At 73.4% G+C, this 12,753-nt stretch carries 14 protein-coding genes; 9 read left to right on the top strand and 5 right to left on the bottom strand.

Translation table 11 applies throughout. The features are described 5' to 3' along the window. Nucleotides 1-98 precede the first annotated feature (98 nt). The 7 genes from LZG04_RS17475 (at nucleotide 99) to LZG04_RS17445 (ending at nucleotide 7,110) form a co-directional block, all read left to right on the top strand. On the top strand, nucleotides 99-1,163 hold the full coding sequence (locus LZG04_RS17475; RefSeq protein WP_233818253.1) for a sensor histidine kinase: 1,065 nt from the start codon (nucleotides 99-101) through the stop codon (nucleotides 1,161-1,163). Next, nucleotides 1,156-2,547 carry an MSCRAMM family adhesin SdrC gene (locus LZG04_RS17470; RefSeq protein WP_233818252.1) on the top strand — a complete coding sequence of 464 codons (1,392 nt, stop codon included), beginning with the start codon at nucleotides 1,156-1,158 and terminating at the stop codon, nucleotides 2,545-2,547. The genes LZG04_RS17475 and LZG04_RS17470 overlap by 8 nt, the downstream gene beginning before the upstream one ends. Continuing rightward, nucleotides 2,532-3,182: a response regulator transcription factor gene (locus LZG04_RS17465; protein WP_233818249.1), complete on the top strand. Its 651-nt coding sequence runs from the start codon at nucleotides 2,532-2,534 to the stop codon at nucleotides 3,180-3,182. The genes LZG04_RS17470 and LZG04_RS17465 overlap by 16 nt, the downstream gene beginning before the upstream one ends. Nucleotides 3,183-3,279: 97 nt before the next feature. Then, on the top strand, nucleotides 3,280-4,623 hold the full coding sequence (locus LZG04_RS17460) for a glycoside hydrolase family 6 protein (RefSeq protein WP_233818247.1): 1,344 nt from the start codon (nucleotides 3,280-3,282) through the stop codon (nucleotides 4,621-4,623). A gap of 51 nt (nucleotides 4,624-4,674) precedes the next feature. Then, nucleotides 4,675-5,163, top strand: coding sequence for a MarR family winged helix-turn-helix transcriptional regulator (locus LZG04_RS17455; RefSeq protein ID WP_233818245.1), 489 nt, complete (start codon nucleotides 4,675-4,677; stop codon nucleotides 5,161-5,163). 73 nt (nucleotides 5,164-5,236) lie between these two features. Further along, on the top strand, nucleotides 5,237-6,673 hold the full coding sequence (locus LZG04_RS17450; RefSeq protein ID WP_233818243.1) for an MFS transporter: 1,437 nt from the start codon (nucleotides 5,237-5,239) through the stop codon (nucleotides 6,671-6,673). A gap of 50 nt (nucleotides 6,674-6,723) precedes the next feature. Beyond that, entirely contained in the window at nucleotides 6,724-7,110 is a 387-nt protein-coding gene (locus LZG04_RS17445; protein ID WP_233818241.1) for a pyridoxamine 5'-phosphate oxidase family protein, read from the top strand. Here the strand turns inward: LZG04_RS17445 and LZG04_RS17440 are convergent. The 3 genes from LZG04_RS17440 to LZG04_RS17430 are packed head-to-tail and all read right to left on the bottom strand — an operon-like array spanning nucleotide 7,098 to nucleotide 8,812. Further along, nucleotides 7,098-7,352, bottom strand: coding sequence for a hypothetical protein (locus LZG04_RS17440; protein WP_233818239.1), 255 nt, complete (start codon nucleotides 7,350-7,352; stop codon nucleotides 7,098-7,100). The genes LZG04_RS17445 and LZG04_RS17440 overlap by 13 nt on opposite strands. Beyond that, complete coding sequence (locus LZG04_RS17435) at nucleotides 7,349-8,053, bottom strand: hypothetical protein (protein WP_233818237.1); 705 nt, start codon at nucleotides 8,051-8,053, stop codon at nucleotides 7,349-7,351. The genes LZG04_RS17440 and LZG04_RS17435 overlap by 4 nt, the downstream gene beginning before the upstream one ends. Nucleotides 8,054-8,092: 39 nt before the next feature. After that, entirely contained in the window at nucleotides 8,093-8,812 is a 720-nt protein-coding gene (locus tag LZG04_RS17430) for a HEAT repeat domain-containing protein (protein WP_233818234.1), read from the bottom strand. A gap of 188 nt (nucleotides 8,813-9,000) precedes the next feature. Here LZG04_RS17430 and LZG04_RS17425 point away from each other — a divergent pair, with 188 nt between their 5' ends. Beyond that, the gene (locus LZG04_RS17425; RefSeq protein ID WP_233818232.1) at nucleotides 9,001-10,224 is read left to right on the top strand and encodes an MFS transporter; all 1,224 of its coding nucleotides are present in this window, start codon (nucleotides 9,001-9,003) and stop codon (nucleotides 10,222-10,224) included. On the opposite strand, the gene LZG04_RS17420 is transcribed toward LZG04_RS17425, so the two are convergent. After that, entirely contained in the window at nucleotides 10,214-11,041 is an 828-nt protein-coding gene (locus tag LZG04_RS17420) for an alpha/beta fold hydrolase (protein WP_233818230.1), read from the bottom strand. The two genes, LZG04_RS17425 and LZG04_RS17420, sit on opposite strands and share 11 nt — an antisense overlap. Before the next feature lie 76 nt (nucleotides 11,042-11,117). On the opposite strand from LZG04_RS17420, the gene LZG04_RS17415 reads away from it, so the two are divergent. After that, complete coding sequence (locus LZG04_RS17415; protein ID WP_233818228.1) at nucleotides 11,118-12,155, top strand: sigma-70 family RNA polymerase sigma factor; 1,038 nt, start codon at nucleotides 11,118-11,120, stop codon at nucleotides 12,153-12,155. A 3-nt stretch (nucleotides 12,156-12,158) separates the two neighbouring features. Here the strand turns inward: LZG04_RS17415 and LZG04_RS17410 are convergent, their stop codons facing one another. After that, nucleotides 12,159-12,683: a hypothetical protein gene (locus LZG04_RS17410; protein ID WP_233818226.1), complete on the bottom strand. Its 525-nt coding sequence runs from the start codon at nucleotides 12,681-12,683 to the stop codon at nucleotides 12,159-12,161. Nucleotides 12,684-12,753 lie beyond the last annotated feature (70 nt).

Below are 12,753 nucleotides of genomic sequence, written 5' to 3'. Positions count from 1 at the left end.
ATCGGGTGTCGGGCCGGCTTGAAGGTGGGAGCGCTTCCGGACGACGGGCGGGCACGTCGTCCTCCGTTCACCTCGGACGTTGCGGTTAGGGTCGCGGCATGCCGGGTCAGGTCGAGAGCGAGCTCCTGACCGCCATCGCGCGGTTCGCCGGTCCGGTTCGCGGTGTCGGCGTCACCCTGATCAGCGCGTTCGGCGTGCTGTCCGTGCCGACCGACGCCCTGCCGCTCGGGCTGGGGCTGTTCGGCCTGGTGCTGCTGGGCGCGGTGGCGGACTTCCGGTCGCCGCGGCCGGCGTTCGGGTTGGCGATCGCCCGGGTGGTGGCGCTGTGCGCGGCGCACGAGCAGATCGGCGGCACGGGCCAGTGGACGCTCAACGTGCTCACCACCACCGCGATCACGTTGCAGTGGGAGTGGGCGCCGAAGATCACCGTGCCGACCACGGCCGCGCTGCTGGTCGTGCACGGGACCGCGGTCGGGTGGGACGGCACGACGGTGCTGCGGGTGGTGGTCGAGTGCGTGCTGGCGCGGCTGGCGTTCCGGCTGCTGCGCCGGTCGTCACGGCGGGTGGACGAGCTGCGGACCCGGCGGGCGGCGCTGGAACGGGCCGAGGCGGTGGCGCTGGAGAGGCGGCGGCGGGAGCGCGAGTACCTGGCTCTGCTGCACGACACGGCGTCGGCGACGTTCCTGGTGGTGGCGGTGAACGGGCGTGAGGCCGACCCGGCGGAGGTGGCGGGGTACGCGCGGCGCGACTTGGACCTGCTGACCGGCACGTCGGGCGTGCCGCGGGACAGCGCGGTGGACGTCGGGTCGTCGTTGCGGGCGGTGGTCGAGCGCAGCCCGTTGGCCGTCGAGGCGAGCTGGGACACCGCGCTGGTGCCGGCTTCGGTGGCGTTGGCGCTGGTGCGGGCGGTGCGGGAGGCGTTGACGAACGTGGAGCGGCACGCGGGCACGGGTGCAGCGCGGGTCCGGGTGCGGGCGAACGGGCGCGGGGTCGAGGTGTGGGTGACCGATGCCGGGCGCGGGTTCGACGTGGGCGCGGTGTCGGACCACCGGCGCGGCATCCGGGGGTCGGTGGTCGAGCGGATGGCGGCGGTCGGCGGGAGCGCCGAGGTGACGTCCCGGCCGGGTCGGACGACGGTGCGGCTGGAGTGGCCCCGTGGCTGACCGGGTGCTGGATCGCGTCGGGACCGGTGGCCCGGCGGCTGCGGGACCGGCGGGTCCGCCCTCGGCCCGCCCGGGTCGTCGCGCGGCCGAGGACCGCGCCGAGTCGCCCGGGGACGAGAGCCGCGAGGCCGAGCGGCACGTGTTCGCGAGCCTGCGGTTGATCCTGCTCGGCGTCACGGCCGTCGTGCAGCCGAGCCTGAGCCTCGGGCCGGTGCTCACCCAGGCCGCCCACCCGGCCGCGCGAGTGGCGTTCACGGTGACGGCCCTGGTCACGCTGCTGAGCGCGGTCTGGGTCGTGCGCCGCCGGCCCATCCCCCTGCCCGTCGCGCTGGGCGGCGCGGTGACGGTGCTGGCGGCGTGCGCGGTGGCCACCGGCACGTTGCCGCCGCACGCGCACTTCGGGCCGGCGCACTGGTCGTACGGGCTGATCGGCTGGCACCTGCTGCTGTTGCTGCTGGACCGCGTCCCGCTGCTGCTCGCCGCGCAGGCCGCGCACCTCGTGCTCGGTCTGGCGCAGTGGCTGCTCACGGGTGCGCCGGATCGGGCCGAGATCGGCAACGCGGGCGTGGCCGTGCTCAGCGCGACCAGCTTCCAGCTCGGTGTCCTGGTGATGTCCCGGATCTTGCTGCGCAGCGCGCGCCAGGCCGCCGAGGACGCCGCCGAACGGGAACGCGCCGCGACCCGTGCCGCGCTGGCCGAGCAGTGGGAGCAGGATTTGCGTGCCGGGTTCGCCGGTCAGCTCGGCGTCACCCTGCCGCTGCTGGCCGACCTGGCCGACGGCGTGCTGGACCCGCGTGCCGAGGACACCCGGCGGCGGTGCGCGCTCGCGGCCACCCAGCTGCGCCGGTTGTTCGCCGAGAACGACGACGTGCCGGACCCGTTGGTGCACGAGGTGACGGCGTGCGTGCACGTCGCCGAACGGCGTGGCGTGGCGGTGTCGCTCGCGGTGAGCGGCGCGCCGGTGCCGGTGCCGACCGACGTGCGGCGGGAGCTGACCGGGCCTTTGGCGGAGGCGTTGTCGGCGGCGCGGGAGCGGGCTCGGGTGAGCTTGTTGCGCGGTGAGGACGAGGTGCGGGTGGCGGTGGTCACCGACGCGAGCGGCGAATCGGGCACCGACGCGAGCGGCGAATCGGGCACCGACGCGAGCGGCGAATCGGGCACCGACGCGAGCGGCGAATCAGACACCGACGCGAGCGGCGAATCAGACACCGACGCGAGCGGCGAATCAGACACCGACGCGAGCGGCGAATCAGACACCGACGCGAGCGGCGAATCAGACACCGATGCGGGTGTCCGGGCGGGAACCGCCAAGGGCCGGGTCGAGGTCGAATGCGGCACGTACGGTCGGCACACGCGGATGGAGGTCCGATGGCGGACGAGCTGAGCGCGGTGGTGGTGGACGACCACCCGGCGGTGCGCGCGGGTGTCGCCTACTGGCTGTCCTGCGGCACCCCGCCGGTCAAGGTGGTCGCCTCCGGCGAGGACGTGCGCTCGGCGTGGCTCGGTGAGGGGGCCAAGGCCGACGTGGTGATCCTCGACCTGCACCTGGGCGGGCCCGCGCCGGTGCTCGGCGACCTGCGGCGGCTGGTCGAGGTGGGCAGGCGGGTCGTCGTGTACTCGATGCGCGCCGACGACGACATCGCGTTGCAGTGCCTGGAGCTGGGCGCGCTGTGCTACCTGACGAAGGCGGAGGGCGCGGAGCACCTGGTGCAGGCGACCCGGGCGGCGGCGCAGGGCAGGCCGTACACGCCGCCGTCGCTGGCGGGCGCGTTGGCGGGCGACCGGTCCGACCACCGGCCCGCGTTGTCGGCGCGGGAGGTCGAGGTGCTGGTGGAGTGGTTCCAGTCGGAGTCCAAGGAGTTCGTGGCGCAGCGGCTGGGCATCTCGCTGAGCACGGTGAACTCGCACCTGGAGCGGATCCGGGTCAAGTACGCGTTGATCGGCCGGGAGGCGCCGACGAAGGCCGCGCTGGTGGCGCGCGCGATCCAGGACGGGCTGATCGGCGTGGACGACCTGTAGCCGCCGAAGCGGTCACGGCCGGTCGCGGTGCGATCACGGTACGGTGAGGGCACACCGCCTCCCTCACGTCGTCGTGATCATCGGAGGTAGCCAGCCCATGAGGTCTCTCTTACGCGTCGGCCACGTGCTGACGGCGGTCGCGTGCGCCGCCGGGCTCGCGGTCGTCCCGCCGGCCGGGGCGAGCACGTCGCCGCACTGGTCGCCGCGCCTGGACAACCCGTACGTCGGCGCGCGTCCGTACGTCAACCCCGAGTGGTCCGCGCGGGCCGCCGCCGAACCGGGCGGCGCGGCCGTCGCCGGGCAGCCGACCGGCGTGTGGCTCGACCGGATCGCGTCGATCACGGGCGCGAACGGCAGGATGGGCCTGCGCGCCCACCTGGACGAAGCCGTGCGCCAGGGCGCGAACCTGGTGCAGCTCGCCCTGTGGAACCTGCCCGGCCGCGACTGCGGTTGGCTGACCACCAACGGGGAGCTGGGCTTCGGCGAACTGCCGCGGTACAAGCGGGAGTTCGTCGACCCGATCGCCTCGATCCTGGCCGACCCGCGGTACGCGCGGTTGCGGATCGTCGCGGTGGTGGAGCCCAACTCGCTGCCGTTCCTGGTCACGCACGTGCTGCCGCGCTCGGACGCCACGATGAGCTGCGAGCAGGTGAAGGCGGCCGGTTCCTACACCGAGGGCATCGGGTACGCGCTGGCCAGGCTCGGCGCGCTCCCGAACGTCTACAGCTACCTCGACATCGGCCACCACGGAAGCATCGGCTGGGACGACAACCGCAAGCCGACGCTGGAGCTGCTGGCGAAGGCGGCCCGTTCGGGCGGCAGCAGGCTCGGCGACGTGCACGGCTTCATCACCAACACCGCGAACTACTCGGCGCTGCGCGAGGAGTTCATCGTCAAGACGGTGATCAACGGCCAGCACATCCAGCAGACCAGGTGGGTGGACTGGAACCCGTTCCTCGACGAGCTGTCGTTCGCGGAGTTCTTCCGGGCCGAGGCGGTCGCGGCGGGCTTCGACCCGCGGGTGGGCGTGCTGGTCGACACCTCCCGCAACGGTTGGGGCGGGCCGAACCGGCCGACCGCGCCGGGTGCGGAGACGAACGTGGACGCCTACGTCGAGAGCAGTCGGGTCGACCGCCGGGCGCGGATCTACAACTGGTGCAACCAGACCGGCACGGGCCTGGGTGAACGGCCGGTCGCCGCGCCGAGGCCGAACGTCGACGCTTACGTGTGGATGAAGCCGCCGGGCGAGTCGGACGGCGCGAGCGTCCCGATCCCGATCGGCGAGGAGAACTTCAACCGGATGTGCGACCCGGACTACGACGGCCGGCCGACCTCGACCTACGACCCGACCGGGGCGTGGCGGAACGCGCCGCCGGCCGGGCAGTGGCACTCGGCGCAGTTCCAGGAGCTGCTGCGCAACGCCCACCCACCACTGGCGTGACTCGATTCGTTGCGGATAATCCACTGTTGTCCTGGTAGCTAGACTGGGGCCATGTCCGCCATGGCCCCAGCCCGCACCGAGTCCGACCTGTCGTTCCTCCTCGACCACGCGGGTCACGTGCTGCGCACCCGGATGGCGGCGGCGCTGGCCGAGATCGGCCTGACCGCCCGCATGCACTGCGTGCTCGTCCACGCCTTGCAGGAGGAGCGCACGCAGATCCAGCTGGCCGAGATCGGCGACATGGACAAGACCACGATGGTGGTCACCGTCGACGCGCTGGAGAAGGCCGGCCTGGCCGAGCGCCGCCCGTCCAGCACCGACCGGCGGGCCCGGATCATCGCGGTCACCGAGAAGGGGGCCGAGCTGGCCCACCGGAGCCAGGAGATCGTGGACGGGGTGCACCGCGCCGCCCTGGAGTCGCTGCCCGCCAAGGACCGCGACGCGCTCCTGCACGCGTTGAACCTGCTGGTCACCGGCCACTTGGCCACCCCCGTCACGGCATCGCAGACGGCCCGCCGAGCCCGCGAGACCACCCGGTAGATCCGCAAGAGATTGTCTGTAACGAAACTATCCGCTACGGTTCCTCCTGTCCCCACCGGAACAGGAGAGACCGATGTCGCCCTCGCTCGACACCCCGCTCGACGCACCGCCCGCCCAGCCCCGCGCGAACCGCTGGTCCGCGCTGGTCGTGCTGTCCGCCGCGATGCTGATGACGATCCTCGACGGCAGCATCGTCACCGTCGCCATGCCGGCCATCCAGCGTGACCTGGGCTTCTCCCCCGCCGGGCTGAGCTGGACGGTCAACGCCTACCTGATCGCGTTCGGCGGCCTGCTGCTGCTGGCCGGGCGGCTCGGCGACCTGATCGGCCGCAAGGCGATGTTCCTGGCCGGGAACGCCGTGTTCACCGCCGCGTCGCTGCTGGCGGGCGCGGCGACGAGCCCGGGGCTGCTGATCACGGCCCGGTTCCTCCAGGGCGCGGGCAGCGCGATGGCCTCGGCGGTCGTGCTCGGCATCCTGGTCACGCTGTTCACCGACCCGGCCGAGCGCGCCAAGGCGATCGGGGTGTTCAGCTTCACCGGCGCGGCGGGCGCGTCCATCGGGCAGGTGCTGGGCGGCGTGCTGACCGACGCGTTGAGCTGGCACTGGATCTTCTTCATCAACCTGCCGATCGGCGTGGCCACCGTGCTGCTGGCGATCCGGGTGCTGCCGGCCGACCGGGGCGCGGGCCTGTCCGCCGGCGCGGACGTGCTCGGCGCGGCGCTGGTCACGAGCGGGCTGATGCTCGGCATCTACACCGTCGTCAAGGTCGAGCAGTACGGCTGGACGGCCACGCACACCCTCGGCCTCGGCGCGCTGTCGGTGGCGTTGCTGGCGGCGTTCACCGTGCGGCAGGCCAAGGCGCGGACGCCGTTGATGCCGCTGCGGATCCTGCGCTCGCGCAACGTGGTCGGCGCGAACCTGGTGCAGGTCCTCACCCTGTCGGCGATGTTCGCGTTCCAGATCATCGTCGCGCTCTACATGCAGGAGGTGCTGGCCTACAGCGCCCTGGCCACCGGGCTGGCGATGCTGCCGGCGGCGGTCGCGATCGGCGGCGTGTCACTGTTCGTCTCGGCCAGGCTGAACACGCGGTTCGGCGAACGTGCCGTGCTGCTGGTCGGGCTGGCGCTGCTGGCGGGCGCGATGGTGAAGCTGAGCGTGGTCCCGGTGCAGGCCGACTACGCGACCGACCTGCTGCCCGTGATGCTGCTGATCGCCGGTGGCGGGCTCGTGCTGCCCGCGCTGGCGTCGCTGGGCATGTCCGACGCCCGGCCCGACGACGCCGGCCTGGTGTCCGGCCTGTTCAACGCCACCCAGCAGGTCGGCATGGCGGTGGGCGTGGCCGTGCTGTCCACGTTGGCCGCCGCGCGGACCGGGGAGGAGCTGGCCGCGGGCGTCGCCGAACCGGCCGCCCTGACCGCCGGGTACCGCGTGGCCTTCACCGTCGCCGCCGCGCTGCTCGCGGCCGCGTTCGCGACCAGCCTGGTCGTCCTGCGCAAGCGTTCCGCCTGACACCGGAAGACCTGACACCCGAAGTCCCGGCACCCGAAGAGGAGACCGACATGACCGTCAACCCCGGCCCCGCGCCCCGAGCCCTGGCCGACGGCGAACTGGTGGACCTGCTCGGCGCCCAGCGGTTCGGCGTGCTGGCCACGGTGAAGCGCACCGGCCACCCGCACCTGTCCACCGTGCTGTACCAGTGGGACGCCAAGGAGCGCGTGATCCGCGTGTCCACCACGGCGGACCGGCTGAAGGCCCGCCAGATCCGGGCCGACCCGAAGGTCGCGCTGCACGTGAGCGGCCCGGACGTGTGGTCGTTCGCGGCGGTGGAGGGTGACGCGGAGCTGGTGGAGGTGTCGGACGGGGACGAACCGGACCGCCGGCTGACCATCACGTTCCCCGCCACCCGCCTCTACGGCACGGCGCTGGACCTCGCTCACGACACCTGATCGAGGTCGAGCAGGCAGTGGCTCGCGCCGGAGAACAGGTGCAGGATCCCTCCCCGCCCGGCCATCGTCCAACGGTGGCCGGGCGGCGGCGCCAACCGCCGCTGCCGCCGGACCACGAACCGCCCGTCGCCGGTCAGCTCACCGACCCGGACCAGGTCCTGCTCCTTGCCGTAGCCACCGATCAGCGCGCACCGCGTGCCGTCGACGAGCAAAGCGGTCGGGATCCCCTCCCGGGTGGTCACCCGGTCACCCGGTCGCCGTCGACCCTCACGACGGGGAAGTCGGAGTAGTAACAGGCCCAGGCCGTCTCGCCGGCCACGTTCAGCGAGTAGCAGTCGTCGATCGCGTCGAAGTCGCCGTCCAAGGGGTAGGACCAGGCCCGCTTCAACGCCGGGTCGAACCGGACGAGGCCCGACGTGCCCACGGGGGCGGCGGTGCCCTGCCCGCCCCAGCCGTAGTTGCCGTACACGCCCTCGTCGGAGTAGGCCACCCACGCCTGACCGGTCGGCGTGGTCGCGACGTGGTTGACCCCGTCGCCGAACACGGCGGTGCGGACGACGTCCCCGTCGGGGCCGACCACCTGGGCGTTGTGCTCGGCTCCCTCCGGTCGCCACCGGCACCGCGCGCCCACGACGAGGAACCGGTCGTCCGGCAGCGGCTGGACGACCGGGCGCGCGAGGGCCGGGTCGAGGGTGACCACGACGTCGCGCTCCGGACCGTGCCCGGTCAGGCGAGCCTCCACCGGGCGCTCGGTGCGGGTGGCCGCGAAGCTCGGCCGGCCGGGGCCGCCGTCACGCGCCGGCAACGCCTCACGGCCCGCGGCCGACGACCACAGCGCGACGACCTCGCCACGCGGGCCGACGCCGGTGCTCACCAGGACGTCGCCCTCCGTCGGCGCGGCCAGCTCGGCGTGCGCCTGCGGCTCCACCAGTCGTGAGAACACCGTTCTCCTCGTTCCACTCGGTGTGTCGCGCACGGGTGGTCAGACGTCCGAGCGGTCGATCCACTCGAAGGTCGCGAACAGGTTCGGGCGCGGTGGGACGAAGACCGCCTCGATCAACGCGGTCTCGCGCGCGTCCTGGACCACCCGCGACCACGGCTCGGCGAAGTCGAACCGCCGGTCGAGGCGCTCGTGGCCGTTGCCGAGGACGTCACCGTCGATGATCGCCCACAGGTCGAAGTACAGCACCGCCTGGTCGTGGTCGGCCAGGTCGTCGATGACGTCCGCCAGCCGGTCCGACGGCCACCACTGCCGGTGGCCGAGCGGGGTGCGCAACGACGCCGTCAACGGCGGCAAGACCTGCCGCCGCGCGCCCAGCACGGTCAACGAGCGCCGGACCCAGATCGCTTCGAGCAGGTCCGGCGGACCGCCCTCGGCGCGCAGCCGTTCGCGCGCCGCCAGCAGCGACGGCACCGCCTCTTGGACGCCGAGCTCACCGACCGACCACGTCGACCACGCCCGCACCGTCGGGTCCTCGCTGCGGAGCAGGTCGAGCAGCGCCGGACCTGCGGCGGGGTCGCCGAGGTGGTCGAAGACCTCGATCGCGCACAGTTGGGCGACCGGGTGCAGCGAGCCGACGGCCGCCGCGAGCGGCTCGACCACCTGCGGCCCGATCGACATCAGCGTGAACTTCGCGTCCTCGGACACGTCGGTCGAGTCGTCGTCCAGCAGCCGGATGAGACGGTCGATCTCGGCGGTCATGGTCGCGGAGCCTGCCGTGCCGGGCAGCACGCCCGCCAGCGGTTTCCCGGCCGGCGGGTGGGCGTGTGAGCAGCGGCACGCGGTTCGGGGTCGGGGTGGTCGGCGCCGGCCGGTAAAATAGTTTCGCTGGCTAAGCAATCTACGTCGCGTGGTCACTGTCGACTCGGGACAGCTGACAGGAGCGACGCATGACGGCGACGGTCGAGTCCGCGGTGACTCGTCGCGGCAAGGGCGGCGGGGCGGCCATGTTCGCCCTGGCGCTGGGCGGCTTCGGCATCGGGACGACCGAGTTCGCCACCATGGGCCTGCTGCCGCAGATGGCGGCCACGTTCGACATCTCCATCCCCACCGCGGGCCACGCGATCAGCCTCTACGCGCTCGGCGTGGTGGTCGGCGCGCCGCTGATCGCCGGGCTGGCCGCCAAGCTGCCCCGCAAGGGCCTGCTGATCGGCCTGACGCTGGCCCTGGCCCTGGGCAACGGCCTGTCCGCCATCGCCCCCAACACGGCCCTGCTGATGACCGCCCGGTTCGTGGCCGGGCTGCCGCACGGCGCGTTCTTCGGCATCGCGGCCGTCGTCGCGACCACCCTCGTGCCGCCGGAACGACGCGGCACGGCGGTCGCCCGGATCATGGTCGGCCTGACCGTGGCCAACCTGGTCGGCGTGCCCGTCGCCACCGCCGCCGGGCAGCAGATCGGCTGGCGGGTCGCCTACCTCGCGGTGGCCGTGATCGCGGGCGTCACGGCGTTGGCGGTGGCCCGGTGGCTGCCGCGCGTCCCCGCGCCGGAGGACGCGAGCGTGGCCGCCGAGCTGAGCGCGTTCCGCCGGCCGCAGGTGTGGTTCGCGCTGCTCACCGGCATGATCGGGTTCGGCGGCATGTTCGCCGTCTACTCCTACATCTCCCCCATCACCACCGAGGTGACCGCGTTGTCGGCGTCCGCCGTGCCGTGGGTGCTGGCGGTGTTCGGGCTGGGCATGACGCTCGGCGCGACGGTCGGCGGCCGGTTCGTGGACCGCTCGGTCATGGGCACGGTGTTCGGCTCGTTGATCGCGGTGACGGTCGTGCTCGTGCTGTTCGCGCTCACCGCGACCTCGCCGGTGATGGCGTTCGGCACGGTGTTCCTGATCGGGCTCGTGTCGCAGGTGCTGGCCTCGGCGTTGCAGGTCCGGCTGATGGACGCTTCCCCCGACGCGCCGTCGCTGGCGTCGTCGTCCAACCACTCGGCGTTGAACATCGCCAACGGTGCGGGCGCGTGGCTGGGCGGCCTGGCGATCGGCGCGGGCTGGGGCTACACCTCCACCGCGTGGGTCGGGGTGGCGTTGAGCCTGGCCGGGCTGGCGGTGGCCGCCCTGTCCGTCGTGGTCGACCGCCGCCGCCCGCCCGCCCAGCCCGGCCGTCACCTCACGCCGTGAACCACCCCAGCACCTCCCGCAACCGCGCGGCGAACCGCTCCGGGTGCTCCGCGAAGCCGACGTGACCGCCGGGGAAGCGGGTCGGTTCGAGGCCCAGGCCCTCGGCGAGGGCGATCGAGGTGCGCTCGCACAGCTCGCCGCCCGAGTCCTCGCCGATGCCGACCACGATCCGGCTCGACGCCGAGCGCAACGCGTCGAGGTCCGGCACCCACCGCACGGTCGGCAGCAGCATGTGCTCGTACTGGAACCGCTCGTCGGCGAGGTCCCGCGGGTCGCGCTCGCCGCCGAACATGTGCTCGACCACCTCGTCGGGCATCTGGATGTTCGCGATGGCCAGGAACTGCCGCCACGCGCCCAGCGAGTCGCCGGACCGGTAGGTGGCGACCATCTCGTCGGTGCGCCGGAGCAGATCCTCCCGGTCCGGGACGAGCTGGTCCAGCGGCGGCTCGTGGGCGATCACGGTGTGCGCCAGCTCCGGGTGCGCCTGCGCGAGGGCCAGCACGGTGACCGCGCCGCCGCTGGACCCGAGCACGGCCGCCGGGCCCGCGTCCACGTGCCGGATGAGCCGGGCCACGTCGTCGGCGCGCAGCTCCGGCGTCGCGTCGCGGCCGGGGTCGTCGACCCGGCTGCGGCGGATGCCGCGCGGGTCGGTGGTGAGCACGGTGTGGTCGGTGGCGAGCAGGTCGGCCAACGGCTCGAAGGACCGGGCGTCCATCGGCGCGGCGACGAGCACGACCAGCGGACCCCGGCCACGCACCTCGTAGTGCAGCAGCGCGTCGGGCACCCGCAGGGTGTCGGTGGTGGCGGTCCGGGTCATCGTGAATCCTCCTGGGACGGTGTTGAAGTGCTCGTTCGCCGGTGGTGACTCCGGTGGTGGGGCAGAATCGTCGCTCGTGAGCGAAGTTTTCCCGGCGGGTCCGGCGACGGCTGCGGAGGACGCCGACCTGCGGCGCGCCCGTGAGGGCGACGGTGACGCGTTCACCCGCCTGGTGGAACCGCTGCGCCGGGAGCTGCACGCCCACTGCTACCGCATGCTCGGCTCCACCCACGACGCCGACGACGCCCTCCAGGAAGCCCTGCTGCGGGCGTGGCGGGGACTGGGCGGCTTCGAGGGGCGCAGCTCACTGCGGTCCTGGCTGTACGCGGTGGCCACCCGCACGTGCCTCGACGCGGTGCGCAGCCGCGGCAGGCGGGCCCTGCCGATGGACCTGGGGCCGTTTAGCGAGCGGGCCGTGATCGAGAACGCGCCCGCGACGGACGTCGCGTGGCTCGGGCCGTACCCGGACGCGGGACTGGTCGACGGCGGTCCGGCGGGGCGTTACGCGCAGCGCGAGGCCGTCGAGCTGGCCTTCGTGGCCGCGTTGCAGCACCTGCCCGGCAACCAGCGGGCCGCGTTGCTGCTGTTCGAGGTGCTGGGGTTCTCGGCGGCCGAGATCGCCGCCATGATGAACACCTCGACCACGTCGGTGAACTCGGCGTTGGCCCGTGCCCGCCGGGTCGTGGCGGAGAAGGTGCCCGAACGCAGCCGGCAGCAGGCGTTGCGGCTGATCGACGACGCGCGCCTGCGGCAGGTCGTGACCGACTACTCCACCGCGCTGGAACGCGGCGACGCCGACGCGCTGGTCGCGCTGCTGACCGAGGACGTCACCTGGTCGATGCCGCCGTTGCCGCACTGGTACCGCGGCATCGAGGCGGTCGCGGACTTCGCCCTGCGGGTGCCGCTGACCTCGTGCCCGCCGTGGCGGCACCTGCCCACCAGCGCCAACGGCCAGCCCGCCGTCGCCGGCTACCTCTGGGACGACGACGCGGGCGCGTACCTGGCGTGGTCGATCGACGTGCTGACGCTGCGGGACGACCGGATCCGCGAGATCACGTCCTTCGTGGACGCCGCCCACTTCCCGGCGTTCGGCCTGCCCCCGTCGCTGCCCTGACCGTCACCAGCCGGCGACGCGCACCACCTCGTGCGCGATGTCCACGACGGACCTGCCGTCGGTGGCGACGCGGACCGTCCCGGGCGGTGCGTCCGCGTCCAGCCGGCGGGCCATGGCCAGGCTCCGCTCGACGTGCGGCGCGAGCTGCGAGCCGATCTCACGGCCGGCGAGGCGTGCGCGGACGGTCGCCTCCGACGCGGTCAGCAGCACGAGCGTGGAGCGGACGTCCCCCGGCCCCAGGGCGCGGCGGATCATCGGCTCCTCCAGCACGCTGACCGTGTTGGTGTAGACGAGCCGCCGCTGGCCGAGCGCGGCGTAGTTGGCCCAGATCGCGGCCAGGTTGCGCTCGGTGATGGCGGTGCGGTGCGGGTCGTCGGCGGGCGCGGGGTGGACCTGGTCCAGGTTGTCGCCCTCCACCAGGCAGTGCGCGGTCCCCCGGGTCTGGAGGAGGTGGGAGACCTCCCAGCCGACGCTCGACTTGCCGACCCCGGCGCCGCCCCCGAGCAGCAACAGCTCACGCGTGATCACGTTCGACAGCCTGGCACGCGACCCGGCGTGATCACCTGCCCCACCGGTCGTGATGTGGCACCATCGGCCA

The sequence above is a fragment of the Saccharothrix sp. S26 genome, assembly GCF_021390395.1.
Classification (GTDB): Bacteria; Actinomycetota; Actinomycetes; order Mycobacteriales; family Pseudonocardiaceae; genus Actinosynnema.
This window is presented reverse-complemented; position numbering and strand designations above follow the sequence as displayed.